The 24,922-nt window shown below is 68.4% G+C and carries 22 protein-coding genes; 21 read left to right on the forward strand and 1 reads right to left on the reverse strand.

Going from position 1 to position 24,922, the window contains the following annotated elements; genetic code table 11:
* Positions 1-21: 21 nt before the first annotated feature.
* The 14 genes from trpS (at position 22) to trmB (ending at position 13,391) form a co-directional block, all read left to right on the forward strand.
* Positions 22-1,071 (forward strand): tryptophan--tRNA ligase, encoded by a 1,050-nt coding sequence (gene trpS, locus C8D03_RS09335; protein WP_108046012.1) that lies wholly within the window; start codon positions 22-24, stop codon positions 1,069-1,071.
* A gap of 106 nt (positions 1,072-1,177) precedes the next feature.
* The gene (locus C8D03_RS09340) at positions 1,178-1,672 is read left to right on the forward strand and encodes a universal stress protein (protein WP_108046013.1); all 495 of its coding nucleotides are present in this window, start codon (positions 1,178-1,180) and stop codon (positions 1,670-1,672) included.
* Between the two features lie 115 nt (positions 1,673-1,787).
* A complete protein-coding gene (locus C8D03_RS09345) occupies positions 1,788-2,348 on the forward strand; it encodes a NifU family protein (RefSeq protein WP_108046014.1) in 561 nt (186 codons plus the stop codon).
* A gap of 91 nt (positions 2,349-2,439) precedes the next feature.
* Positions 2,440-3,123, forward strand: coding sequence for a tRNA (adenosine(37)-N6)-threonylcarbamoyltransferase complex dimerization subunit type 1 TsaB (gene tsaB / locus C8D03_RS09350; RefSeq protein ID WP_108046015.1), 684 nt, complete (start codon positions 2,440-2,442; stop codon positions 3,121-3,123).
* A 167-nt stretch (positions 3,124-3,290) separates the two neighbouring features.
* Positions 3,291-3,788, forward strand: coding sequence for a GNAT family N-acetyltransferase (locus tag C8D03_RS09355; protein ID WP_108046016.1), 498 nt, complete (start codon positions 3,291-3,293; stop codon positions 3,786-3,788).
* 16 nt (positions 3,789-3,804) lie between these two features.
* Positions 3,805-4,623: a lysophospholipid acyltransferase family protein gene (locus tag C8D03_RS09360; RefSeq protein ID WP_108046017.1), complete on the forward strand. Its 819-nt coding sequence runs from the start codon at positions 3,805-3,807 to the stop codon at positions 4,621-4,623.
* 125 nt (positions 4,624-4,748) lie between these two features.
* Positions 4,749-6,155, forward strand: a complete 1,407-nt coding sequence (gene miaB, locus C8D03_RS09365; protein WP_108046018.1) for a tRNA (N6-isopentenyl adenosine(37)-C2)-methylthiotransferase MiaB — start codon at positions 4,749-4,751, stop codon at positions 6,153-6,155.
* Positions 6,156-6,383: 228 nt separating this feature from the next.
* Positions 6,384-7,487 carry a PhoH family protein gene (locus C8D03_RS09370; RefSeq protein WP_108046019.1) on the forward strand — a complete coding sequence of 368 codons (1,104 nt, stop codon included), beginning with the start codon at positions 6,384-6,386 and terminating at the stop codon, positions 7,485-7,487.
* A complete protein-coding gene (gene ybeY / locus C8D03_RS09375) occupies positions 7,484-8,098 on the forward strand; it encodes an rRNA maturation RNase YbeY (protein ID WP_348981697.1) in 615 nt (204 codons plus the stop codon). The genes C8D03_RS09370 and ybeY overlap by 4 nt, the downstream gene beginning before the upstream one ends.
* Entirely contained in the window at positions 8,095-9,072 is a 978-nt protein-coding gene (locus C8D03_RS09380) for a hemolysin family protein (protein ID WP_108046020.1), read from the forward strand. Before ybeY ends, C8D03_RS09380 begins: the two co-directional genes overlap by 4 nt.
* Entirely contained in the window at positions 9,072-10,667 is a 1,596-nt protein-coding gene (gene lnt, locus C8D03_RS09385) for an apolipoprotein N-acyltransferase (protein WP_108046021.1), read from the forward strand. Before C8D03_RS09380 ends, lnt begins: the two co-directional genes overlap by 1 nt.
* A 124-nt stretch (positions 10,668-10,791) precedes the next feature.
* Positions 10,792-11,205, forward strand: coding sequence for a helix-turn-helix domain-containing protein (locus C8D03_RS09390; protein WP_108046022.1), 414 nt, complete (start codon positions 10,792-10,794; stop codon positions 11,203-11,205).
* A 163-nt stretch (positions 11,206-11,368) separates the two neighbouring features.
* A complete protein-coding gene (gene metK / locus C8D03_RS09395) occupies positions 11,369-12,574 on the forward strand; it encodes a methionine adenosyltransferase (RefSeq protein WP_108046023.1) in 1,206 nt (401 codons plus the stop codon).
* A 124-nt stretch (positions 12,575-12,698) separates the two neighbouring features.
* Positions 12,699-13,391, forward strand: coding sequence for a tRNA (guanine(46)-N(7))-methyltransferase TrmB (gene trmB, locus C8D03_RS09400; protein WP_108046024.1), 693 nt, complete (start codon positions 12,699-12,701; stop codon positions 13,389-13,391).
* Here the strand turns inward: trmB and C8D03_RS09405 are convergent.
* A complete protein-coding gene (locus C8D03_RS09405; protein ID WP_108046025.1) occupies positions 13,366-14,454 on the reverse strand; it encodes a DUF2336 domain-containing protein in 1,089 nt (362 codons plus the stop codon). The genes trmB and C8D03_RS09405 overlap by 26 nt on opposite strands.
* A 33-nt stretch (positions 14,455-14,487) precedes the next feature.
* Here C8D03_RS09405 and rimP point away from each other — a divergent pair, with 33 nt between their 5' ends.
* The 7 genes from rimP to C8D03_RS09440 all read left to right on the forward strand — a co-directional run bounded on the left by rimP (position 14,488) and on the right by C8D03_RS09440 (position 24,874).
* Positions 14,488-15,456 (forward strand): ribosome maturation factor RimP, encoded by a 969-nt coding sequence (gene rimP / locus C8D03_RS09410; RefSeq protein ID WP_465246436.1) that lies wholly within the window; start codon positions 14,488-14,490, stop codon positions 15,454-15,456.
* A gap of 5 nt (positions 15,457-15,461) precedes the next feature.
* On the forward strand, positions 15,462-17,066 hold the full coding sequence (nusA, locus tag C8D03_RS09415; protein WP_108046027.1) for a transcription termination factor NusA: 1,605 nt from the start codon (positions 15,462-15,464) through the stop codon (positions 17,064-17,066).
* Positions 17,067-17,080: 14 nt separating this feature from the next.
* A complete protein-coding gene (locus C8D03_RS09420; protein ID WP_108046028.1) occupies positions 17,081-17,854 on the forward strand; it encodes an RNA-binding protein in 774 nt (257 codons plus the stop codon).
* Positions 17,851-20,700 carry a translation initiation factor IF-2 gene (infB, locus tag C8D03_RS09425; protein WP_108046029.1) on the forward strand — a complete coding sequence of 950 codons (2,850 nt, stop codon included), beginning with the start codon at positions 17,851-17,853 and terminating at the stop codon, positions 20,698-20,700. The genes C8D03_RS09420 and infB overlap by 4 nt, the downstream gene beginning before the upstream one ends.
* A gap of 157 nt (positions 20,701-20,857) precedes the next feature.
* Positions 20,858-21,286 carry a 30S ribosome-binding factor RbfA gene (gene rbfA, locus C8D03_RS09430; RefSeq protein ID WP_108046030.1) on the forward strand — a complete coding sequence of 143 codons (429 nt, stop codon included), beginning with the start codon at positions 20,858-20,860 and terminating at the stop codon, positions 21,284-21,286.
* Complete coding sequence (gene truB / locus C8D03_RS09435; protein ID WP_108046031.1) at positions 21,279-22,226, forward strand: tRNA pseudouridine(55) synthase TruB; 948 nt, start codon at positions 21,279-21,281, stop codon at positions 22,224-22,226. Before rbfA ends, truB begins: the two co-directional genes overlap by 8 nt.
* A 155-nt stretch (positions 22,227-22,381) precedes the next feature.
* Complete coding sequence (locus tag C8D03_RS09440) at positions 22,382-24,874, forward strand: methyl-accepting chemotaxis protein (protein ID WP_108046032.1); 2,493 nt, start codon at positions 22,382-22,384, stop codon at positions 24,872-24,874.
* Positions 24,875-24,922: the final 48 nt, after the last annotated feature.

Here is a 24,922-nt window from a genome sequence, read left to right on the forward strand (position 1 = left end):
TTCGTGACGACGGAGCGCCCGATGGCGACCTTTCACCAGCGCGTCTTCTCAGGCATGCAGCCGACCTCGACGCTGCATCTCGGCAATTATCTCGGCGCGCTGACCAATTGGGTGGCGATGCAGGAGACGCATGAGTGCATCTATTGCGTCGTCGACATGCACGCGATCACGGTCTGGCAGGACCCCGCCGACCTGACCCGCGCCATCCGCGAGGTCACGGCAGCGTATGTCGCCGCCGGCATCGATACGAAGAAGAGCATCATCTTCAACCAGAGTCAGGTGCACCAGCACGCCGAGCTGGCCTGGGTGTTCAACTGCGTCGCGCGGCTGGGCTGGCTCAACCGCATGACCCAGTTCAAGGAAAAGGCCGGCAAGGACAAGGAAAACGCCTCGATCGGGCTTTACGCCTATCCGGCGCTGATGGCGGCCGACATCCTGCTCTACAAGGCGACGCATGTGCCCGTCGGCGAGGACCAGAAGCAGCATCTGGAGCTGGCGCGCGACATCGCGCAGAAATTCAACAATGATTTCAGCGCGCAGATCGCTGAAAAAGGCCTCGGCACCGGCGAACTCGGCTTCTTCCCGCAGCCGGAACCGATGATCCAGGGGCCGGCGCCGCGCGTCATGAGCCTGCGCGACGGCACCAAGAAGATGTCGAAATCGGACCCGTCCGACTATTCCCGCATCAATCTGACCGACGATGCCGAGACGATCGCAACCAAGGTTCGCAAGGCCAAGACCGATCCCGAGGCGCTGCCGTCCGAGGAGAAGGGGCTGGAGGGCCGGCCCGAGGCCGATAATCTGGTCGGCATCTATGCGGGGCTCAACGGCCAGACCAAGGCGGAGGTTCTCGGCCAGTTCGGCGGAGGCCAGTTCTCCGGCTTCAAGGGCGCGCTGGTCGATCTCGCCGTGGCGAAGCTCAGCCCCATCGCCGGCGAGATGCGTCGCCTGCTCGCCGATGTCAGCCATATCGACGCCATCCTGGGCGAGGGCGCGCAGCGGGCCGAGGCGATCGCGGCGCCGATCATGCGCGACGTCAAGGACCTCGTCGGCTTCGTTTCGCGGCGTTGATCGATGCTGATTGCGCAAGCTCAATGAGGATCGCGAGGCGGGCTTGCGCTGACGTTGCGGCGCGGTTCACCATGCGCGCTCCTGAAGCGGCGGCAGGGCAGGCGACATGGTGAAGCGACGGCGGTCCTATGAAACGGGCCATCGCCCGAAATTCCTCGCGGTGGTGGACGACAGCGCCGAATGCGCCAAGGCCGTCCGCTTCGCGGCCCGGCGCTGTGCGCGAACCGGGGCGGCGATGGTGCTGCTCGGCGTGGTGACCCCACCCGAGCACGAAACCTGGCTCGGCGTCGGCGAGGTCATGCAGGCGGAAGCCGAGGCCGAGGCCGAGAAGCTGATCGACACCGCCGCCGCCGCCGTACGGACCTTCGCCGGGCTCGAGCCGGAGCGGGTCGTGCGGACCGGTGACAAGGCCGACGAGGTGGTCAAGCTGATCGAGGCCGACGAGGACATCTCGCTGCTCGTGCTGGCGGCCGGCGCCGGCCGCGACGGGCCTGGCCCGCTGGTCAGCGCGCTCGCCGGCAAATCGGCCGCGAGCTTTCCGATTCCGGTCGCGATCGTGCCCGGCCATCTCGAGGACGAGGAAATCGACGCGCTGGCGTGACCATGCGCGAACGCATGCCCGGCGGCGATCGTTCGCGCTGGAATGATTCCATGCAGACGCCTATATCGAAGCTTGGAACGGCGGCCTTGAACCGTCCGCGACCGGAGATTCCACCATGTTCATCCAGACCGAAGCCACCCCCAATCCGGCGACCCTGAAATTCCTGCCCGGCCGCGCCGTGATGCCGGACGGGACGCTTGAGCTGCGCGATCCCGAGCAGGCGGAGCGTTCGCCGCTGGCCCAGCGCCTGTTCGGCGTCAACGGCGTCTCCGGCGTGTTCCTCGGCTCGGATTTCATCACGGTGACCAAATCGGGCGGCGAGTGGCCGCATCTGAAGCCGGCCATACTGGGCGCGATCATGGAGCATTTCATGTCGGGCGCGCCGGTGCTCTCGGACGGCTCGCGCGCCGACGTGGTCGAGGAGGGCGAGTTCTTCGCTCCCGAAGACGCGCAAACCGTCGAGACGATCAAGGATCTGCTGGAGACCCGCATCCGCCCGGCGGTCGCGGGCGATGGCGGCGACATCACCTTCCGCGGCTTCAAGGACGGAACCGTCTATCTGGCGATGAAGGGCTCCTGCTCGGGCTGCCCGTCCTCGACCGCGACGCTGAAGCACGGCATCCAGAACCTGCTGCGCCACTTCCTGCCGGATGTGCGCGAGGTCGAGGCGATTTGAACGAACGCATGGTTTTGGCTTGATCGGCCTGCCATTATAGCTTTGGTGCATCTTTCACCCGCCACAGACCCGACAGGCTGATCCGAACCTGATGCGCATCCTCGCGATCGACACCGCGCTCGGCGCCTGTTCGGCCTGCGTGCTCGAAGCCGGCCGTCCCGAGCCGCTCGCGATCGAGCAGATCGCGATGGAACGCGGCCATGCCGAGGCGCTGATGCCGCTGATCGAGCGCGTCATGAACGCGGTCGAAGGCGGCTTCTCCTCGCTCGACCGTGTCGCGGTGACCGTCGGCCCCGGCAGCTATACCGGCCTTCGCGTCGGCGTCAGTGCGGCCCGCGCCATCGCGCTCGCCGCCGGCATCCCTGCGGTCGGCGTCACCACGCTGGCCGCCTGCGCCGCGCCGCTGGTCGGACGCGAGACCGGTCGCGTGATCGCGGCCGCACTCGATGCCAGGCACGGCCAGGTCTGGTTTCAGGCGCTGAGTTCGGAAGGCCGACAGATCGTGGCGCTGCGCCAGGTCAGCTATCGCGATGCGGCTCGTGCCATCGGCGCCGGGCCGGTCAGTCTGGTCGGATCGGCTGCGCTTCCCGTGGCGAACGAAGCCTGGGCGATCGGGCTCGATGCGCTGGTGATCGACGATTCGCGGGCCCCGGACGTGACCTGGGTAGCGCGGCTCGGCATGATCGCCGATCCGGATTCGGCGCCGCCGCGCCCACTCTATCTCAAGGCGCCGGAGACGACGCCGCAGGACCGCGCCCGCCTGCCGCGTCGCTAGAGCATCGGCCCGAAAAGTGGCATGCGGTTTTCGGGAAAGCCGCTGCACAAGCAAAGAGCTCCGGCAGCGGCCCGACAAGGTGCGACGACGTGCGCGGACAAGGCGATGCGACCCTGCGAATAACGCAACAGGACTTGCCAGCCGGCGCGGCTGTGCCATCAAGCGCCATGGACTGGCTGCGTCGACTGCTACACCCCCATGCGAGCCCGGCGCGGACCGGCCATCTCGACGCGCGCCACGCCCGCGACGTCGCGGCGCTGCATGGCCAGGGCGGCTTCGCGCGAGGCTGGGAGCCCGGCGAATGCGCGGCGCTGCTGGCGGATGCGAGCGTTGCGACCGACGGCGTCTTTCCGGGGCAGGCGTCGCAACCGACCGGTTTCGTGATGTCGCGCAAGGCGGCCGACGAGGCCGAAATTCTCTCGATCGTGATTGCGCCCGGGCATCGCCGAAACGGATTGGCGGCGAGCCTGCTCGGCGCGCATCTCTCGCGGCTGGCCGGCAGCGGCGTCGCGCAGGTCTTCCTCGAGGTCGAGGAGGGGAATGTCGCAGCCGAGCGGCTCTACCGGCATCTCGGCTTCCGCGAGGTCGGCCGCCGCAAGGGCTACTACCCGAAGCCCGACGGCAGCCGGGCCACGGCGGTCGCGATGCGGCTCGATCTCGCGTGAGCGGGGAGGCGCGGACATGAAGGGCCTGCGCGCCGGCGCGATCCTGCGGCTGTCGCTTCTGTCGCTGAGCACGGCCGCGCTGCTGCCGGCACAGCTTCTCGTCGCCCGGCTGGCGCCGGCGCATGGCGCCGTCATCCCGCGGCTGTTCCACCGCATCACCTGCCGCTGCCTCGGTGTGCGGCGGCACGTCCGGGGCACGCCGCCGCCATCCGGCAGCAGCGGGCTGATCGTCGCCAACCACGTGTCCTGGCTCGATATCTCCGTGCTCGGCGCCGAGAGGCCGGTCTGCTTCGTCGCGAAGAGCGAGGTGGCGGGCTGGCCGGTGATCGGCTTCCTCGCAAGGCTGCAGCGCACCGTCTTCATCGACCGCTCGCGCCGCGCGGCGACGGCCGATGTCGCAGCGCAGATGGGCGCGCGCCTTTCGGCCGGGGAGGCCGTCGTGCTCTTCGCCGAAGGTACGACCGGCGACGGCACGCGCATCCTGCCGCTGCGGTCCTCGCTGCTGGGCGCGGCGCATGAGGCGCTCGGCAAGGGTGCGGGCGACCCGGACGGCGACGGCGACATCGCGGTCTATCCGCTGGCGATCAGCTATACCGGCTTCCACGGCATGGCGGGCGGGCGGGTCGAGCGCACGGCGCTGGCCTGGTATGGCGACACCGAGCTCGCGCCCCATCTCAGGACGGTCCTCGAGGTCGGCGCGATCGATGTCGAACTCGCCTGGGGCGAGCCGATCGCGATGGGGCGCAAGACCTCGCGCAAGGAGGCGACGCGGCAGGCCGAGGCCGCGATCCGCAAGGCCCGGCAGGAGACGGTGAGCGGGCGGCCCTTGGCGTGAGGCCGAGCACGGCATCGACCGGCGCGATGGCCCGGGCATTGCTTGATCGAAGGATCAGGCGGCCGGGCGTTTCCTCGGGACGTGATCCGGAGTAAGGAGACGGTTTGGAGACCAGACCCGGCGCGATGAAGAAAGTCCACATCAAGTCCTTCGGCTGCCAGATGAACGTCTATGACGGCCAGCGCATGGCCGACATCCTGGGCGAGCAGGGCTTCGAGGAAACAGCGACGCCGGAAGGCGCCGACCTGATCCTGCTGAACACCTGCCATATCCGCGAGCGCGCGGTGCAGAAGGTCTATACCGAGCTCGGCAAGCTGCGGGACATCAAGAACGCGCAGAAGGCCGAGGGCCAGGACACCCGCATCGTCGTCGCCGGCTGCGTCGCGCAGGCGGAGGGTGCCGAGATCCAGCGGCGCCAGCCCGCCGTCGATCTCGTCGTCGGCCCGCAGGCCTATCACCGGCTGCCGGAGCTGCTGGAGCAGGCGCGCGCCAGGCGCATCGTCGATACCGACCTGCCGGTCGACGACAAGTTCGGCCATCTGCCGGCGCCGAAGCCGCAGGCCATCCGCCAGCGCGGCATTTCCGCCTTCGTCACCGTGCAGGAGGGCTGCGACAAGTTCTGCGCCTTCTGCGTCGTGCCCTATACCCGCGGCGCCGAGTTCTCGCGGCCGGTGGCCCAGATCATGGCCGAGATCGAGCGGCTGGCGGCATCGGGCGTACAGGACGTCACGTTGATCGGCCAGAACGTCAACGCCTATCATGGCGAGGGGCAGGACGGGCGGGTCTGGGGCCTGGCGCGGCTGATGCACCGTGTCGCCGAGGTGCCGGGCATCGCCCGCATCCGCTACAGCACGAGCCACCCGCGCGACATGGACGACGACCTGATCGCCGCCCATCGCGATCTGCCGCAGGTGATGCCGTTCCTGCATCTGCCGGTGCAGGCGGGCTCGGACCGCATTCTCGCCGCGATGAACCGCAAGCACAGCGCCGACGAATACCGCAGGCTGATCGGCCGCATCCGCGAGGCCCGGCCCGACATCGCCCTGTCGTCGGACTTCATCGTCGGCTTTCCGGGCGAGAGCGACGCCGATTTCGAGGATACGATCGCACTCGTCGACGAAATCGGTTTCGCTTCGAGCTATTCCTTCAAGTACTCGGCGCGTCCCGGCACGCCCGCCGCCGATCTCGGTGGGCAGGTTCCGGCCGCCGTGATGGACGAGCGGCTCTATCGCCTGCAGGCGCGCATCGAGCATCACCGGCAGGCCTTCAACCATGCGATGGTCGGGCGCACCGTCGAGGTTCTGCTGGAACGGGCCGGGCGTCATCCGGGACAGCTTGCGGGAAAATCGCCCTACCTTCAGGCTGTGCAGATCGAGACGGAGGCGAATCAGATCGGCGACCGGGTGCAGGTGGTGATCGAGCGGGCGGGCTCCAACTCGCTCTTCGGCCGCAAGGCCGGCGCGCCTGCGCCCTCGGCACAGGCGCTGTCCTCGACAGAGCAAGAGCCATCCTCGAAGGAGATGGCCGCGTGAACGCCATCCCGACACAAAATGCGGCCCCGCCGCTCGCCGCCGTCACGGCCTGTCATCAGGCTGAAACCGGCACGCCCGCTGATAACGACGACCGATCCGCTCAACGACCCGGCCTCACGCTCCTGTCCGGCCGGAACAGGCGCCAGGGAGACGACGCTTTTGGCACAGGCTGACTCGACGAATCCGAGACCGGAACGCGGAACGCGGCGCGATCTCGCGCCCGCCCCGATGGATGCCCTCGCCCGCGACGGGTTGCCGGCGACCGAAGTCCTGCTCTCCTTCGACGACAACCGTCTGGCGAGCCTGGTCTTCGGGCACTACGACCAGAATCTGGCGCATATCGAGCGCCGGCTCGGCGTCGTGATCAGCCCGAACGGCAACCATGTCACCATCAAGGGGCCGCGCGAGACCGCCGAACAGGCCGGGCGCGTGCTGAAGACGCTCTATACGCGCGCCAAGGCCGGTGCTCCCGTGACGCTGGGCGAGGTCGACGGCGCGATCGAGGAGAGCAATGTCCAGCGCTCGCTCTTCCCGGCCGCCGATACGGGCAAGGCCTCGTTCGACGCGATCGTGACGCGAAAGCGCGGTCCCGTCAGGGCGCGGAATGCGGCGCAGGACGCCTATCTGCGCCAGCTCAAGCGCAACGAGCTCGTTCTCGCCGAAGGCCCGGCCGGCACCGGCAAGACCTGGCTCGCAGTCGGTCACGCCGTCTCGCTGATCGAGCAGGGCGTGGTCGAGCGCATGGTGCTGTCCCGCCCTGCAGTCGAAGCCGGCGAGCGGCTCGGCTTCCTGCCCGGCGACATGCGCGAGAAGGTCGATCCGTATCTCAGGCCGATCTACGACGCGCTGAACGACTTCATGGAGGCGCGCCATGTCGAGCGCGCGCTGCAGACCGGCATGATCGAGATCGCGCCGCTCGCCTTCATGCGCGGGCGCACGCTGACCAACGCCGTGGTGCTGCTCGACGAGGCGCAGAACGCGACTTCTGTGCAGATGAAGATGTTCCTGACCCGCCTCGGCGAAGGCTCGCGCATGATCATCACCGGCGATCCAACGCAGATCGACCTGCCGCCGGGCCAGCGCTCGGGGCTGATCGAGGCGGTTCGTCTGCTGTCGGGCGTCGAGGGCGTCGGCTATGCCAAGTTCGAGGAAGGCGACGTCGTCCGCCACGACCTCGTGCGCCGCATCGTCATGGCATATGAGAGCGCGTCGCGCCGCGAGCGCGAGGAACGGGAGGAGCGGATGCGCGCCGCCGTGCCCGAGCCGCAGGCCCCGATCGAAAGCGAGACCGAAGGGCTGAAGCGCACCCTGTCGCGGGAGCGCCCGCGATGACCGACCGACCTCGCGCGCGGCGTCCGGCGCCGCGCCCCAAGACCAAACCGGCCGCGCCTGTGATGGCGCTCAGGGCCCAGTCGCGCCAGTGGCGCGCGCTCGGCGACCTCGCCGCCCTGCGCGCACGAGTCAGGCTGGCGGTCGAGGCCGCTCTGGCCGTCGCGCCGGTGCAGCCCTGCGACGGCGCCGAACTCAGCCTGCTCCTGACCGACGACAGGCGCATCCGTATCGTCAACCGCGACTGGCGCGGCTTCGACAAGGCGACGAACGTGCTGTCCTTCCCGGCCGCGCCGCCCGAGCGGATCGCGACCAGCCCGATCCTCGGCGACATCGTCATCGCCTATGAGACCGTCGAGCGCGAGGCTCAGGCCGAGGACAAGAGCCTTGTCGACCATTTCAGCCATCTCGTGATTCACGGCCTGCTGCATCTGCTCGGCGAGGACCATGAGACCGAAGCCGAGGCCCAGCGCATGGAAGGGCTCGAGATCGCAGCGCTCGCCCGACTCGGCATCGCCGACCCCTATGCCGGCGGCGAGCTGATCGCGCGCACGCAGGCCCCTTCCCCGACTTCTCCGCAAGCCGCAACACCGGACCACCTCCCAAGATCATGAGCGACGACAGTCGACAGACCGAGGCCGCCGGGCGCGGCCTCTCCCATTGGCTCAGCCAGTTCCTCGACAGGCTCGGCCTGCGCGGCAGCGGCACGATCCGCGAGGACATCACCGAAGCCCTGGCGCAGGGCAGCGGACAGCTCGCGGACCTCAGCGCCCAGGAGCGCGCGATGCTCTCCAACGTGCTCAGCCTGCGCGAACGCCGTGTCGGCGACGTCATGATCCCGCGCGCCGACATCATCGCCGTCCCGGCCGACGCGACGCTCGACGAGGTCCTGGCTCTGTTCCGGACGGCGGGTCATTCGCGCCTGCCCGTCTTCGACGATTCGCTCGACGACCCGCGCGGCATGGTCCATATCCGGGACTTCCTCGAGTTCATCGCGGGCCAGGCCAAGGCCGAGGTCACGCCCGGCCTCTCCGAGCCGGCCTTCCACGATCTTTCCGCCGTCGATCTGCGAATGACGCTGGCCGAGTCCAAGATCCTGCGCCCGGTGCTCTATGTGCCGCCCTCGATGCCGGCGGTCGACCTGCTGGTGCGGATGCAGGCAACGCGGACGCATATCGCGCTGGTGATCGACGAGTATGGCGGCACGGACGGGCTGATCACGATCGAGAACCTGATCGAAATCGTCGTCGGCGACATCGAGGACGAGCACGATCTCGAGGAAGCGCCAGCGATCACCGCAGCCGGCGAAGGCCGCTTCACCGCCGATGCCCGCGCAACCCTGGAAGAGCTCAAGGAAGCAACCGGGATCGACCTCTCCGACAGCCCGGTCGCCGGCGACGTCGATACGCTGGGCGGGCTGATCGTGACGCTCGCCGGCCATGTCCCGGCCCAGGGCGAGGTCATCGAAGGCCCGGAGGGGCTCAGCTTCGAGATCATCGAGGCCGACCAGCGGCGGGTGAAGCGCCTGAGCATCCACCAGCGCGCGCCGTCGGCGCCCGAGACCACCGCCCCGGCGGAGCCCGATTGATGCGCCTTCCCGCGCTGGCCGACAGCGTCATCCTCGCCTGGGGCTGGCGCAAGCGACTGATCGCGCTCGCGGCTGGCGCCAGCGGCGCGCTCGCCCTGCCGCCGCTCGACCTCTGGCCGCTGATCGTCGTGCCGATGACGATCGCGGTCTGGCTGATCGACGGCGCCGTCGGCACGAGCATGGCCGGGCGCTTCCGCGCCGCAATGGCGGTCGGCTGGTGGTGGGGCTTCGGTTTCTTCCTCGCCGGGCTCTGGTGGCTCGGCGCCGCCTTCCTGGTCGAAGCCGACAAGTTCGCCTGGGCCATGCCGCTCGGCGTCGTGGCGCTGCCGACCTTTCTCGCCTTTTTCCCGGCGCTGGCCTTCGGCTGCGCCCGGCTCGCCTGGCCTGCGGGGGCCGGACGCATCCTGGTTCTGGCCGTCGCGCTCTCGCTCAGCGAATGGCTGCGGGGCCATGTGCTGACCGGCTTCCCCTGGAACATCTACGGGATGATGCTGGCCGGGCAGGCCCATATCGCGCAATTCGCCTCGATCGGCGGCCTCTACGGGCTGACGCTGCTCGCGGTCGCGATCGGCGCGGCGCCAGCGACGCTGGGAACCGCGGAGAGTGGCGCCGGCCGCTGGCGCGCGCCGCTCACGGCGCTGATCGTCCTGGCCGGACTAATCGGTTTCGGGTTCTGGCGCGTGCCAACGGGGCCAACGCCGCTGGTTGCGGGGGTCAAGCTGCGGCTGATGCAGCCCAATCTGCCGCAGGACGCCAAGTTCAGTGCGCGCAACGGCGAGGCGATCCTGAACCAGTATCTGGCGCTGAGCGACCGGGCGACGAGCCCGGCCACGCCCGGCGTCCAGGCCGTCACCCATCTGATCTGGCCGGAATCGGCGTTCCCCTTCCTGCTCGGGCGCACGCCGCAGGCGCTCTCGCGGATCGCAGCGCTGCTGCCGCCGAACACGACGCTGATCACCGGCGCTGCGCGGGCGGGCGAGGCCCTTCCCGGCGAGAGCCGACCACCGATCTTCAATTCCATCCAGGTCGTGGATGACGAAGGCACCATCGTCTCGAGCTACGACAAGATCCATCTCGTGCCGTTCGGCGAGTATCTGCCGGGGCTGCTCGAACGGCTCATCCGCAGCCTCGGCCTGTCCGAGTTCGTGTCCGTACCGGGCGGCTTCGCATCGGGCACGCGGCGGCTGCCGCTTTCGATCCGCGGTCTGCCGCCGGCAGCCCCGTTGATCTGCTACGAGGTGATCTTTCCCGGCGACGTCGCCCCGCAGGGGCCACGCGCCGGATTTCTGCTCAACCTGACCAATGACGGCTGGTTCGGCCAGACCAGCGGCCCTTACCAGCATTTCGCCCAGGCGCGGTTGCGGGCGATCGAGGAGGGGCTGCCGCTGGTTCGCGTCGCCAACACCGGAATCTCGGCGGTGGCCGACGGGCATGGCCGGATCATCGCAAGCCTGGCGCTCGGCACAGAAGGGGTGCTCGACGCGGGCCTGCCGCGCGCCGGGCCCGCCACGCCTTACGCCCGGTTCGGCGATCTGATCTACGCGGCCCTGCTTGCAGGATTCTTGCTTCTGTCGCGTCTGCTGCCGCACCGTTAATCCCATTTGGAACTTCTTGGCAGATTGGGTAACGTCGGGTCCGTCGTCGTCTCAAACCAATTGACTATGCGGCCTTCGGAGCTAATGCATCCGGGGCGGCGCTCCCGAGCCAAGGCTGTCATTCATGCTGAAGAAAATCCCGAACCCGATCGACCGCCATGTCGGCAGCCGCGTGCGCATGCGCCGCATGCTCGCCGGGGTCAGCCAGGAGAAGCTCGGGGACGCATTGGGACTGACCTTCCAGCAGGTGCAGAAATACGAGAAGGGCTCGAACCGCATCAGCGCGAGCCGGCTGCAGCAAATCGCCAAGATGCTCGATGTGCCGGTGTCGTTCTTCTTCGAAGGCGCGCCGACCGGCGACATGCCGACGGGCGGGTTCTCCGACGCCGCCTCAAGCGCCTATGTTTCCGATTTCATGGCGAGCAGCGAGGGCGTGCAGCTGACCAAGGCCTTCGTCCGCATCAAGAACGGCAAGGTGAGGCGCCGGATCATCGACCTCGTCGAGTCGCTGGCCGAGGAAGACGGCGGAAACGCCTGATTCAGCGCAAATTTCGTTCGTCCTGACGAACGAAGCTCCCGATAAACGGATTGCCGTGCTTGACGGCGAACGCGTCCACTGCAAAGAGGATGGCCGTTTCCGTCGATCGGCCCCGTTTCCGAGCCGGTCTCCCGTCTCACGCCTGCAAAAGGGCAGACCGACCGTGTCACGCCAGAATTACCTGTTCACCAGCGAATCCGTCGGCGAAGGCCATCCCGACAAGATCTGCGACCGGATCTCCGACGAGGTCGTGGACCTGTTCTTCAAGGAAGCCGCCAAGTCCGGCATGGACGCCGCCCAGGTGCGTGTCGCCTGCGAGACGCTGGCGACGACCAACCGCGTCGTCATCGCCGGCGAGGTCCGCACCTCGCTCGACGAGAAGGCGATGAAGAGCAAGGTCAAGTCGGCCGCGCGCAAGGCGATCAAGGCGATCGGCTACGAGCAGGACGGCTTCCACTGGAAGAAGTGCAAGATCGACGTGCTGCTGCACGCCCAGTCGGCGGATATCGCCCAGGGCGTCGACGCCTCCGGCAACAAGGACGAAGGCGCCGGCGACCAGGGCATCATGTTCGGCTATGCCTGCCGCGAGACGCCCGAGCTGATGCCGGCGCCGATCTACTACGCCCACAAGATCCTCGAAGTGCTGGCCAAGGCCCGCCACGCCAAGGACGGCGCCGCCGCCAAGCTCGGCCCCGACGCCAAGAGCCAGGTCACGGTCAAGTACGAGAACGGCAAGCCGGTCGGCGTGACGCAGATCGTGCTCTCGACCCAGCATATCGACGAGAGCCTGACCTCGGCCGATGTCCGCAAGATCGTCGAGCCCTACATCCGCGCGACGCTGCCGGAGGGCTGGATCAGCAAGGACACCGTCTGGCACGTCAATCCGACGGGCAAGTTCGTGATCGGCGGTCCTGACGGCGACGCCGGCCTGACCGGCCGCAAGATCATCGTCGACACCTATGGCGGCGCGGCCCCGCATGGCGGCGGCGCCTTCTCGGGCAAGGATCCGACCAAGGTCGACCGCTCGGCGGCTTATGCCGCCCGCTACCTCGCCAAGAACGTGGTCGCGGCCAAGCTCGCCGAGCGCTGCACGATCCAGCTCTCCTATGCCATCGGTGTCGCCAAGCCGCTGTCGATCTATGTCGACCTGCACGGCACCGGCAAGGTCGACGAGGCCAAGCTCGAGGCGGTTCTGGGCGAGGTCATGGACCTGACCCCGCGCGGCATCCGCACGCATCTCCAGCTCAACAAGCCGATCTATGCCAAATCGGCGGCCTATGGCCATTTCGGCCGCAAGGCCGGCCGCGACGGCAGCTTCTCCTGGGAGAAGACCGACCTGGTCGACGCGCTGAAGAAGGCCGTCGCCTGATCCCCGGATCGCGAACTCTTTGAGAAAGGCCGGGGCCTGCGCTCCGGCCTTTTTCTTTTGGGCGCTTGCGCTACAAGCGCCGTCATTTCCTATCAAAGACCGCATTCCCTCGCAAAGACAGCTCATGACGAACGATTACGACCCCGACCGCGCCTTTTTTGGCCGGCGCAAGGGCAAGGCGCTGCGCGAAGGCCAGAACGCGATGATCGACACCGTGCTGCCGCGACTGCGGCTGCCGGAGGGCGAGATCGCCGGGCTGGCGGCGCTGTTTCCGCAGACGGTGACGGCCGTGCGGCTGGAAATCGGCTTCGGCGGCGGCGAGCATCTCCTCTCCCGCATGCGCGAGAGCCCCGAGATCGGATTCATCGGCGTCGAACCCTTCATCAACGGCATGGCGAAGTTCCTCGCCGTAATCGAACGCGAGGGCCTGACCAATATCCGGATCTGGGATGGCGATGCGGCGCTGATGCTGCCGCGTCTGCCCGCTGGCTCGCTCGACGCGATCGACCTGCTCTATCCCGATCCGTGGCCGAAGCGACGCCAGCGCAAGCGCCGCTTCGTCTCGGACCGGACGCTGGCCCTGTTTGCGCGCGCCTTGCGCGACGGCGGCCGTTTCCGCTTCGCCAGCGACATCGACGATTATGTCGGCTGGACGCTGGCGCGACTGGCGCGATCACCCGATTTCGACTGGACGGATACACGCGCGGACGACTGGCGCCAGCCCTATCCCGGCTGGATCCGCACCCGCTACGAGGCCAAGGCCGTCGCGGCGGGCCGGGTCCCGAGCTATCTCACTGCTGCGCGTCGCGCATCCTGAGGAAGCCGAGAACGCGCTGGGCGGTCGGCTGGGCGAGGTTGCGGAAGTGCTGGCGGGCGCGCTCAACCGCCGGCGCCGATTTGCCGAAATCCTTGCGCAGGCCGATCAGCGCGGCTGCGGTCTCCCACGACCAGCCGAGCCCCCGGGCGACGAGCAGCACCGCGTCCCGGTCCGAGCCGAGGATGATCTGTTCCGTTGCCGGCAGCCCGAGCTGGGCGAGAGCGGCGACGGCGCAGATGGCATGCTCGGTCGCGCCCGCCGTGGCAAAGCTCGCGACCTTGCTCTCGTCGAGCTCGCCGGCCTCGTTCAGACGGTTGATCTCGACCAGCGCCTCATTCACCGCACCGAGATCACCCTGGATCTGCGCCTGGGCGGCAACTGCCTGCGCACCCCGCTCGACCGCGCCATCGACCGCGCCGGCCAGGCCGGGCTCGAGGCTCGCGGTCAGACGGCGGCGGGCAGAGTTCTTCGCCGCGGCCATGAGCTGGCCGGCGAGTTCCGCCGGAATGTCACGCCTCGCGCCGAGCGCCGTCTGCAACGCATCGTCCTGGACCGCGCGCATGACGAGGACGCCCATGCCGTGATGGGAGAAGCGGGCGGTATGATTGGCCGCGATGGCGTGGGTCACGACCCGGCCGCCGCGCAGGATCAGAAAATCGGTCACCGGCTCGCCGAGATCCGGCCGCTCCGTGATCGCCAGCATGTGATCGCGACCCTTGGCCGCCGAGATCGCGACGAGGTCCTGATCGGTCAGGCGGCTGGAGCCGACCAGCACCGGCCGCGCCACCGCGATCTCGTCGAGCGCCAGTTGACGCACGACCCCGGTCGGCGCGTTCGGGACGGGAGCGAGCCGCTCCGAGAGCTCGATGCGGGCCCTGAGCTCGATGGCACGCGAGAGCCGCCCGATGACGACGTCGAAAATGCCGACCTGGTCCTCGTCCATGACCGAGGCCGTGCTCAGGAAAAGATCGGTCAGGCGCGACACGATCTGGGCGCGATCGTCGGTCGAGCCGCGCAGCATCGTCGTCTCGAGATCACGCAACAGCGTACTGACAGAACTCATACCGCATCCCCAAACAACGCGTAGCGCCCGACCATGACGCAGAAGGATGACCAGCGGGTTAGCGGCGGCGGAAAAGCTCCGCCATGGTCCGCATCGGCCAAGAACGCTTGCATGCGCGGCCAAGGCGGACTAAATAGCAGGCCAACAGCTCTGGTTTCGGTATCAGCCGATGATCAAGAGCGGGCCTGCCGGCCCGCTCTTTTTTATTGGCCGCAGCCCAGCCGGGACTGGAGCATGACGGCCCGTAACAGCCAGCGGCATCATGTTCCGATAATGGTTGGAGCCGGCAGCCCAGGCATGAACGAGCCGACAGCGAATAACGATCTTTCAGAGCCGCGCCTCGTCGTCGAGACGGGCGTCGCCGCGCGCATCGCGGTCATTGTCGAGCCTGCCATCGCCGATCTCGGCTACCGGCTGGTGCGCGTGCGCGTCTCTGCCCAGAACGGCTGCACCGTTCAGATCATGGCCGAGAAGCCCGACGGCACGATGAATGTCGAGGGCTGCGAAGCCGTCAGCCAGGCAGTCTCGCCGGCGCTCGACGTCGACGATCCCATCCAGGCGGCGTATCATCTCGAAGTGTCATCGCCGGGGATCGACCGGCCGCTGGTGCGGGCGAGTGATTTCGAGCGCTGGGCCGGGCATCTCGCCAAAATCGACACCGAACAGCTCGTCGCCGGCCGCAAGCGCTTTCGCGGCATCCTGCGCGGCGTCGAGGGCAGCAATGCGCTGCTCTCCCGCGACGATGCCAAGTCGACCGAGGAGCGCGACGTCGCGATCCCGATGACGTTGATCGCCGATGCCCGCCTCGTGCTGACCGATGCGCTGGTCACCGAGTCGCTGCGCCGCGGCAAGGCGGGCCTGCCGCCTGAAATGCCGGCGGCCGACGAGATCGCCACCCCCAAGAAGGGTCGCGGCAAATCTCTCGGGCCTCGTCCTGATAAAAAGCCTGATCCGGACAAGAAGCGCGGACCTGATCCGCAAGACACGAACGAAGAGGAGTGAGCGTCATGGTCGTCAGCGCCAACAGGCTCGAACTGCTGCAGATCGCCGACGCGGTCGCCCGCGAGAAATCCATCGACCGGCAGATCGTCGTCGATGCGATGCAGGACGCGATCGCCAAGGCGGCACGCTCGCGCTACGGCGCCGAGACCGACGTCCATGCCGAGATCAACACCAAGACCGGCGAGCTGCGGCTCGCCCGCCACCTCCAGGTGGTCGAGCAGGTCGAGAACGGCGCCGTCGAGATCACGCTCGACGAGGCCAAGCGCCACAATCCGGCGGCCCAGGTCGGCGACGTCATCGCCGATCCGCTGCCGCCCTTCGATTTCGGCCGCATCGCGGCGCAGTCGGCCAAGCAGGTGATCGTGCAGAAGGTGCGCGAGGCCGAACGCGACCGGCAATATGACGAGTACAAGGATCGCATCGGCGAGATCGTCAACGGCGCGGTCAAGCGCGTCGAATACGGCAACGTCTTCGTCGATCTCGGCCGTGGCGAGGCGATCATCCGCCGCGACGAGATGATCCCGCGCGAGACCTTCAAGGTCGGCGACCGCGCCCGCGCCTATGTCTACGACGTGCGCCGCGAGCCGCGCGGCCCGCAGATCTTCCTGTCCCGCACGCATCCGCAGTTCATGGCCAAGCTGTTCGGCCAGGAAGTGCCGGAGATCTATGACGGGATCGTCGAGGTCAAGGCGGTCGCCCGCGATCCGGGCTCGCGCGCCAAGATCGCGGTGATTTCCCGCGATTCCTCGATCGACCCGGTCGGCGCCTGCGTCGGCATGAGGGGATCGCGCGTGCAGGCCGTCGTCGGCGAACTGCAGGGCGAGAAGATCGACATCATCCCGTGGTCGCCGGACGTCGCGACCTTCGTCGTCAATGCGCTGCAGCCGGCGGAAGTCGCCAAGGTCGTGCTCGACGAGGAGGCCGACAAGATCGAGGTCGTGGTGCCCGACGAGCAGCTCTCGCTCGCCATCGGCCGGCGCGGCCAGAATGTCCGCCTCGCCTCGCAGCTCACCGGCTGGGACATCGACATCCTGACCGAGGCCGAGGAATCGGAGCGCCGCCAGAAGGAGTTCCTGGCCCGCACCGAGATCTTCATGAACGCGCTGAACGTCGACGAGACGGTCGGCCAGCTCCTTGCCTCGGAAGGCTTCCGGACCGTCGAGGAGGTCGCCTATGTCGACCCCTCCGAGCTGGCCTCGATCGAGGGCTTCGACGAGGACACCGGCGCAGAGATCCAGTCTCGCGCGCAGGACTATCTCGCGGCTGTCGAGGCCGAGTTCGACGAGAAGCGGCGTGCGCTCGGCGTGGAAGACGCCTTGCGCGAGGTCGCCGGGATCACCACCTCGATGATGGTGGCACTGGGCGAGAACGACGTGAAGAGCGTCGAGGACCTCGCCGGCTGCGCCACCGACGACCTGATCGGCTGGACCGAACGCAAGGACGGCGAGACCACCCGCCATTCCGGTTATCTCGACGGTTTCGACCTGTCCCGGCAGGATGCGGAGGCAATCATCATGGCCGCCCGCGTCCTGGCCGGCTGGATCGAGGCACCGGCCGAAGAGCCTGAGGAGGCCGGGCTTCCGGCCGATGGCGAAACGGCCGAGGCCTGAGCCGGACGGCGGCGATGAAAGCGGCCGCGGCGCGTGGCGCGCGCGAGACGCGCCTGGATCGCAAGGATGGTCCGGAGCGGAGCTGCGTCGTCACGAGGACGGTCAAGGCGCCGGACGATCTGATCCGTTTCGTCATCGGTCCCGATGGCGTGCTGGTGCCGGATCTGCGGCGCAAGCTGCCGGGACGCGGCGTCTGGGCGAGCCTCAGCGCCGCGACGGTGGCCGAGGCGATCAAGCGCCGGGCCTTCGAGCGCTCGCTCAAGGCCAAGGTCGTCATACCGCCCGATTTGGTTGCGATGATCGACACCCTGATGCTGAAGGATGCGCAGCAGGCGCTGGCGATGTCGAACAAGGCAGGACTGGTTCAGGCCGGTTTCGCCAAGGTCGAGGCGGTGATCGGCTCCGGCCGCTGCGCGGCGGTGATCGAGGCCAGCGACGGCGCCGAGGACGGCCGTCGCAAGATCGGGCAGGCACTCCGGAGGGCGGAGCTCGCCCGCGAGGAGGCCGGCCTCAAGCCGCGAAGAGTGCCCGTCGTGGCAATTTTCGCGGGCATAGATTTGGAATTGGCGTTGGGCCGGACACATGTGATACATGCGGCGCTTGCTCCGGGACCGGCGGCCGAGGGTTTCCTCTCCCGCTGGCGTCGGCTCGTCCGCTACCGGACGGACGATGCCGGTGCAATCCACCCGGATGAGCCGGCTTTCTCCGACTCCATCGACGACGATTCCGTAGACCAACGAACGACCGAACCGGCTGGACCGAACGCGGCAGGACCGAGCACAGAATGAGCGATACCAAGACCCCGGGCGACAAGACCTTGACCGTCAGCCCCCCGAAGACCCTGACGCTGAAGCGTCCTGTCGAGCAGAGCACTGTTCGGCAGAGCTTTTCGCATGGGCGCTCCAAGCAGGTGGTCGTCGAGGTCAAGCGGCGCGTCGCCGGCACCGAGGTCAAGGAGCAGCCGGTTGCCCGCGCGCCCGCCCCGCAGGTCCAGCAGGCGGCTCCCCGCCCGGTGCCTCCGGCGCCGCCGACACCGCCGCGTCCCTCTTCCGGCATGCTGCTGCGCACCCTGTCCGAGGACGAGAAGGACGCCCGTCAGCGCGCCCTGACCGACTCGCGCAGCCGCGAGGCCGAAGCCCGCCGTATCGCCGAGGACGAAGCCCGCCAGCGTGCGCAGATTCTCGAACGCGAGCGGCAGGAGCGCGAATCCGCCCTCGCCCGCCAGCGTGAGGAAGAAGAGCGTCGCCGTCAGGAAGAAGACCGCAAGCGCCGTGCCGAAAGCACCGCGCGCCAGCGGATGGACGAACCGCAGGCTCCGCGCCCGGTGCAGGCGCCGCGTGAGTTCACGCCGGCCCCGCAGCAGGCCGAGAGCTCCGCCCCCGCGGCGGCCGCTCCCGCCTATGCCCCTTCGCCGCGGCCCGCGCCCTCCGGTCCGCGCCCCGATTTTGCGCCGCGCACCCCGATGCGCGATGTCGGCGCACGGCCGCCACGCCTCGACTCGCGGCCGCCGCGTCTCGATACGCCGCGCCCGCCGCGCCCCGTCGATACGACGGCCCCGGCCGAGCCCGCCATCACCCGCCCGACCCGCCAGGCGCCGTCCACGACCGCGCCGCGCAGCCGGCCGGATGACGGTGAGGCACGGCCCGCCTTCCGCCGCCCTGGCGGCGGCGCGGGCGGCCCGCCCCGCGGCGCGCCTGTTCCGGCTCCCAAGACTCCCAAGGTCGGCGAGAAGCCGCGCGGCCGCCTGACGCTGTCGACCGCCACCGGCGGCGACGACGAGCGGACCCGTTCGGTCGCGGCCTTCCGCCGCCGCGTCCAGCGCATGACCGGGCACCGTGCTTCGGACGTCGCCAAGGAGCGCGTGATGCGCGAGGTGATCGTTCCCGAGACGATCACCATCCAGGAACTCGCCAACCGCATGTCGGAGCGCGGCGTCGACGTCATCCGCCTGCTGATGAAGCAGGGTGCGATGCACAAGATCACGGATGTGATCGATGCCGATACCGCCCAGCTCGTGGCCGAGGAAATGGGCCACACCGTCAAGCGCGTCGCCGATTCCGACGTCGAAGGCGGTCTGTTCGACACACCCGACACCGACGATGCGCTGACCTCGCGCCCGGCCGTCGTCACGATCATGGGTCATGTCGATCACGGCAAGACCTCGCTGCTCGACGCGATCCGCCAGACGCATGTCGTCACTGGCGAGGCCGGCGGCATCACCCAGCATATCGGCGCCTATCAGGTTCTGACACCGTCCGGCGCCAAGGTGACCTTCATCGACACGCCCGGCCACGCCGCCTTCACGGCGATGCGCGCCCGTGGTGCGAAGGTCACGGACGTCGTGGTGCTGGTGGTCGCGGCCGATGACGGCGTCATGCCGCAGACGGTCGAGGCCATCAACCACGCCAAGGCGGCCGGCGTGCCCCTGATCGTGGCGATCAACAAGATCGACAAGCCCGATGCGAACCCCGATCGGGTCCGTTCCGAGCTGCTGCAATACGAGATCCAGGTCGAGACGCTCGGCGGCGAGACACTGGAGATCGAGGTCTCGGCCAAGACCGGCCAGAATCTCGACAAGCTGCTGGAAGCCATTGCGCTGCAGGCCGAACTGCTCGACCTGAAGGCCAATCCCGACCGGCCGGCCGAAGGTACCGTGATTGAGGCCAAGCTCGACCGTGGTCGTGGCCCTGTCGCGACGGTTCTCGTCCAGCGCGGCACGCTGCGCACGGGCGACATCGTCGTGGCGGGCTCCGAATGGGGCCGCGTGCGCGCCCTGATCGGCGACACCGGGGCTCATATCAAGGAGGCCCCACCCTCGCTTCCGGTCGAGGTGCTCGGCTTCAACGGCACGCCCGAGGCCGGCGACCGCGTCGCGGTGGTCGAATCCGAGGCCCGCGCCCGCGAGATCACCGATTACCGCGAGCGCCAGAAGCGCGACCGCATCGCCGCTCGTGGCGGTGGATCGGCGGCGGGCCGTTCGCTCGCCGACATGATGCGCGACCTTAAGGAAGGCGCCGGCCGCAAGGAATTCCCGCTCGTCGTCAAGGGCGACGTGCAGGGCTCGGTGGAAGCCATCGTCGGAACCTTGGAGAAAGTCGGCAACGACGAGGTGCGCGCCCGCGTGCTGCAGTCGGGCGTCGGCGGTATCACCGAATCCGACATCACGCTGGCCCAGGCTTCGGGCGCGGCCGTGATCGGCTTCAACGTGCGTGCCCACAAGGAAGCGCGCGAGGCGGCCGAACGGGCCGGCGTCGAAATCCGCTACTACAACATCATCTACAACCTCGTGGATGACGTGAAGGCGGCGATGTCGGGCCTGCTGGCCCCGACGCTGCGCGAAACCATGCTCGGCAACGCGCAAATCCTCGAGATCTTCGCGGTCTCGAAGGTCGGCAAGATCGCCGGCTGCCGCGTCACCGACGGCACGATCGAGCGTGGCGCGAATGTCCGCCTGATCCGCGACAATGTCGTGGTCCATGAGGGCAAGCTCGCCCAGCTCAAGCGCTTCAAGGACGACGCCAAGGAAGTGGTGGCGGGCCAGGAGTGCGGCATGTCCTTCGAGAACTACCAGGACATGCGCCCGGGCGACGTGATCGAGTGCTATCGCGTCGAAGAGATCAAGCGGACGCTGTAAGGCGCTTCGCTTCCCCCAATGCAGAGCGCGTCATGGCCGGGCTCGCCCGGCCATCTCGTGACGATAAGAGCGCGTCTGGCGCCTCATCCTTCGAGAGATGGTCGGGTCAAGCCCGACCGTGACGTTTGATCCGGTCCGATCCCGGAGAACGAGAATCATGGCAAAACCTTCAAAGACATCCGGCCCCTCGCAGCGGCAGTTGCGTATCGCCGAACTGATCCGGCACGCGCTGGCGGAGATGCTTGCGCGCGGCGACATCCATGACGAGGTACTGGCCAAGCATGTCGTGACCGTGCCCGAGGTGCGGCTGTCGACCGACCTCAAGCTCGCGACCTGCTACATCATGCCGCTCGGCGGCGGCGACGTGAAGCCGGTGCTCAAGGCACTGACCGACCACAAGCGCTACATCCGTGGCGAGATCGCCCATCGCGTGAACGCCAAATACGCTCCCGATGTCCGTTTTCTGGCCGATGAGAGCTTCGCCGAGGCCGAGCACATCGATGCGCTGCTCTATTCCGACAAGGTGCGCCAGGACATCCTGAAGCAGCCCCTCAGAATCCAGCCGGACGATCAGGACGATGACTGAACCGACTTCTCCGGACGTCCTCGCGCCGCAGGAACAGAGCTTCGCGCCGCGGCCGAAGAAGCGCGACGTCCATGGCTGGGTCGTGCTCGACAAGCCCGTCGGCATGACCTCGACCCACGCCGTTGCGGTCGTCAAGCGCGCCTTCTCAGCCAAGAAAGCCGGCCATGCCGGCACGCTCGATCCGTTAGCCTCCGGCCTGCTGCCGATTGCGCTCGGCGAGGCGACCAAGACGGTCCCTTTCGTGATGGACGGCCGCAAGGCCTATCAGTTCACTGTCGCCTGGGGCAGCCAGACCGATACTGACGATACCGAAGGCAAGGTCATCGCGACCTCCGACGAGCGCCCCGATGAGGCCTCGATCGTGGCGCTGCTGCCGCGCTTCACCGGCACGATCAGCCAGGTGCCGCCGAAATACTCAGCCATCAAGATCGCCGGCGAGCGGGCCTATGATCTCGCCCGCGAGGGCGAGGAGGTGGTACTGGAGGCGCGTCCGGTCGAGATCGACGCGCTGCGCATCGTCTCCCATTCGGCCGAGACCACGACCTTCGAGGCCGAATGCGGCAAGGGCACCTATGTCCGGGCGATCGCGCGCGATCTCGGCCTGGCGCTCGGCTGCCTCGGCCACGTCGCGCATCTGCGGCGCACCCGCGTCGGCCCGTTTCGCATCGCGGATGCGGCCAGCGTCGAGACGTTGCGCGAGAGCCCCGAGCAAGCGGCGACGGCGCTGCTGCCGGTGAAGGCTGCGCTTTCGCTGATTCCGGAGATCGCGATCCATCGCGACGCGGCGCTCCGGCTGAAACGCGGCCAGAGCGTGCTGCTGCGTGGCCGCGACGCGCCGGTCGAGAGCCAAGCCGTCTACGCAACCTCCGCTGGTGTCCTCATCGCCACGGGCACGGTCGAGCAGGGCGAATTCGTGCCGCACAGGGTCTTCAACCTCTGATTCCAGCGCCTTTGATGCCCCGTTTGAAAGGTGACGTTAACGGCCGGTTCGTTATGTCTCTCTGACAACGCTCCAGCATCTTTCTGGTCCCGCCGCGCGTCAGCGGCACGACCGCATGCCGGATTCGAGGCGGCGGCCGTAGGGACAGAAACGCCATGCGCGTAACGCACTTCCTGATCTGCACCATCGCGGCCGGCGGCGCGGCGATCCTTGCCAGCGGCTATGTCGCCTACACCCAGATGCAGGCGCTTTCGACGGCCCGCGAGACCCGCAGCCTTGTCGTGGCCTCGGACGCCGTGAGCCGCGTCATCGAGCGCGCCGCAATCGAACGGGGCGCGATCACGCAGGTCGTCCTGGCCGCCGATCCCGACGGGAAGATCGCTGCCGCAGCCACCCAGGCGGCCCGTGACACCGATGCCCGCATCGTGCAGATGCAGGAAGGCTTCGCGGCCACCACCTTCGCCAGGCGTCCCGACCTCGCGGGATCGGTGAACCAGATCGGCCAACGTCTGGCCGAGGCGCGCAAGCTCGCCACGGCGGAAGGCAACAAGCCCCTGGAGCAGCGCGACCCCAAGGCGTCACAGCTCTTCAGTGCCTCAGTGCTCGAACTGCTCAACCAGCAATCCTCGCTGCAGCGCCAGATCGGCGCGCGCATTGGCAATCTCAACCCCGACGTCAGCAACACCGTCTCGCTCGGCGAGCTCGCGACGACGATGCGCGAGGCAGCCGGCAGCCGCTCGGTTCACTACACTCAATTTGTCGGCAGCGGCGTGAAGCTAACGCCGATCGCAGTGTCCCAGGTCGACCGCTCCAGCGGGCGCATCGAGCAGCTCTGGCTGCTGATCGACCAGGCCCTGGCGCAGATGCAGACGACGGCCCAGCTCAAGACTGCGCTGGAGGCCGCCAAGACCGGCTTCCGCGACGAGGAGGCTCGGACCTATGGTGCAATGCATGAGGCCGCCCGCGACGGCAAGCCGGCCGGCATAAGCCTCGCCGACTGGCGTGCCTGGACGCAAAAGTCGCTCGCGACCATTCTGCAAATGCGCGATGCCGCCTTCGAGCAGGCGAGGGCCGAAATCGACGCCGACCTGTCGCTCGCCGGCTGGCGGCTGGTGCTCTCGCTCCTCGCCATCCTCGTCGTCACCGGCGTCGTAGTCGGGGTCGTCCTGCTGTTCCATCGCGGCGTGGTCAGGCCCCTCGGCCAACTGGCCAATTCGGTCGGCCTGATGCTGTCGGGCGCCGACGATGCCAAGATCCCGGCCAAGGTCAACATGGTCGAGATCGACGCGATCAGCCATGCGCTCGGCGATTTCCAGGCCAATATCCAGCGTGTGCGCGCGCTTGAGGAGCAGGAGCGGACTGCTGCGGCGGCGCGCCTGGCGCGGGCGCAGTCGATGGAGGCCGTGGTCTCCGATGTCGGCGAGGTCGTGGCAGCGGCTGCGGCCGGCGACTTCTCGGCCAGGCTCCAGATCGACCAGGCCGACGAGCAGATGCAGAAGCTCGTCGCCGGCATCAACGAGATCAACGCGGTTGTTGATTCGGCGACGAGCGAGTTCGCGCGGACGCTGTCGGCCGTGGCGGGCGGCGACCTGACGGTGCGGGTCGATGCGGCCTATCGCGGCAAGTTCGCCGAACTCAAGGGCGCGATCAACGAGACGGTGGACCGCCTGTCCTCGACGGTGCGCACGATCCAGGTGACCTCGGCCGATGTCGGGCTGGCGGCGCGCGAGATCAACATGGGCGCCGACGATCTGTCGAAGCGCACCGAGGAGCAGGCCTCCTCGCTGGAGGAGACCGCCGCCACCACCGAGGAGCTCGCAGCCTCGGTCAAGGCCTCGGCCCAGGCCTCGCGGGATGCCGCCGCGATCGCCAATGATGCGATGCAGGCGGCCCAGTCGGGTGGCGCCATCGCCGGCCAGGCGGTCGACGCCATGGCCCGCATCGAGACCGCCTCGCAGAAGATCTCCGACATCATCCGGGTGATCGACGACATCGCCTTCCAGACCAATCTGCTGGCGCTGAACGCCGCCGTCGAGGCAGCCCGGGCCGGCGATGCCGGCAAGGGCTTCGCCGTCGTCGCCTCGGAGGTGCGCACCCTGGCGCAGCGCTCCAGCGCCGCCGCCAAGGACATCTCCGGCCTGATCTCGTCGTCCAACATGGAGGTCGGCGAGGGCGTCAAGCTGGTGCGCCAGGCCGGCGACCAGCTCAGCCAGATCCTCAGCCACTCGCAGAAGGTCGCCGCCACCATCGCCGACATCTCGGCCGCCTCCGGCGAACAGGCCAACGGCATCGACGAGATGAGCCAGGCCGTCGCCCATCTCGACGAGATGACCCAGCAGAACGCAGCCCTCGCCGAACAGAGCGCCGCATCCGCCGGCTCGCTCTCGGGACGCATCGGACAGCTCAACGACCTCGTCGCAGCCTTCAGGACAGGGCCGGACGAGGCGCCCCGGGCGCGGGCTCCGGCGCCACCGGCAGCAGCCCCCGCCGCCTCCGAGCCGGAACGCCTGCGCAAGCTCGCCGAGGCCGCCTTCGTGCAGCCGAAGGCCCAGCCGGCCAGGGTCAGGTCCGCCACGCCGGCGCCCACCCCCCCGGCCCGCAAGGTCGCCAACAGCCGCGCCAGCGACGCCGGATGGGAAGAGTTCTGAGACGCAGGCTATCTGACCGAGACGACGCATTTTAGGGGCCTGAACCGC

The sequence above is a fragment of the Bosea sp. 124 genome (assembly GCF_003046175.1).
Classification (GTDB): Bacteria; Pseudomonadota; Alphaproteobacteria; order Rhizobiales; family Beijerinckiaceae; genus Allobosea.

Excerpts from the sequence above, each read along its gene's own strand:
- trpS (WP_108046012.1), top strand. The coding sequence starts at position 22 with ATGGCGACCTTTCACCAGCGCGTCTTCTCAGGCATGCAGCCGACCTCG.
- C8D03_RS09340 (WP_108046013.1), top strand. The coding sequence starts at position 1,178 with ATGGTGAAGCGACGGCGGTCCTATGAAACGGGCCATCGCCCGAAATTC.
- C8D03_RS09345 (WP_108046014.1), top strand. The coding sequence starts at position 1,788 with ATGTTCATCCAGACCGAAGCCACCCCCAATCCGGCGACCCTGAAATTC.
- tsaB (WP_108046015.1), top strand. The coding sequence starts at position 2,440 with ATGCGCATCCTCGCGATCGACACCGCGCTCGGCGCCTGTTCGGCCTGC.
- C8D03_RS09355 (WP_108046016.1), top strand. The coding sequence starts at position 3,291 with ATGGACTGGCTGCGTCGACTGCTACACCCCCATGCGAGCCCGGCGCGG.
- C8D03_RS09360 (WP_108046017.1), top strand. The coding sequence starts at position 3,805 with ATGAAGGGCCTGCGCGCCGGCGCGATCCTGCGGCTGTCGCTTCTGTCG.
- miaB (WP_108046018.1), top strand. The coding sequence starts at position 4,749 with ATGAAGAAAGTCCACATCAAGTCCTTCGGCTGCCAGATGAACGTCTAT.
- C8D03_RS09370 (WP_108046019.1), top strand. The coding sequence starts at position 6,384 with ATGGATGCCCTCGCCCGCGACGGGTTGCCGGCGACCGAAGTCCTGCTC.
- ybeY (WP_348981697.1), top strand. The coding sequence starts at position 7,484 with ATGACCGACCGACCTCGCGCGCGGCGTCCGGCGCCGCGCCCCAAGACC.
- C8D03_RS09380 (WP_108046020.1), top strand. The coding sequence starts at position 8,095 with ATGAGCGACGACAGTCGACAGACCGAGGCCGCCGGGCGCGGCCTCTCC.
- lnt (WP_108046021.1), top strand. The coding sequence starts at position 9,072 with ATGCGCCTTCCCGCGCTGGCCGACAGCGTCATCCTCGCCTGGGGCTGG.
- C8D03_RS09390 (WP_108046022.1), top strand. The coding sequence starts at position 10,792 with ATGCTGAAGAAAATCCCGAACCCGATCGACCGCCATGTCGGCAGCCGC.
- trmB (WP_108046024.1), top strand. The coding sequence starts at position 12,699 with ATGACGAACGATTACGACCCCGACCGCGCCTTTTTTGGCCGGCGCAAG.
- C8D03_RS09405 (WP_108046025.1), bottom strand. The coding sequence starts at position 14,454 with ATGAGTTCTGTCAGTACGCTGTTGCGTGATCTCGAGACGACGATGCTG.
- rimP (WP_465246436.1), top strand. The coding sequence starts at position 14,488 with ATGACGCAGAAGGATGACCAGCGGGTTAGCGGCGGCGGAAAAGCTCCG.
- nusA (WP_108046027.1), top strand. The coding sequence starts at position 15,462 with ATGGTCGTCAGCGCCAACAGGCTCGAACTGCTGCAGATCGCCGACGCG.
- C8D03_RS09420 (WP_108046028.1), top strand. The coding sequence starts at position 17,081 with ATGAAAGCGGCCGCGGCGCGTGGCGCGCGCGAGACGCGCCTGGATCGC.
- infB (WP_108046029.1), top strand. The coding sequence starts at position 17,851 with ATGAGCGATACCAAGACCCCGGGCGACAAGACCTTGACCGTCAGCCCC.
- rbfA (WP_108046030.1), top strand. The coding sequence starts at position 20,858 with ATGGCAAAACCTTCAAAGACATCCGGCCCCTCGCAGCGGCAGTTGCGT.
- truB (WP_108046031.1), top strand. The coding sequence starts at position 21,279 with ATGACTGAACCGACTTCTCCGGACGTCCTCGCGCCGCAGGAACAGAGC.
- C8D03_RS09440 (WP_108046032.1), top strand. The coding sequence starts at position 22,382 with ATGCGCGTAACGCACTTCCTGATCTGCACCATCGCGGCCGGCGGCGCG.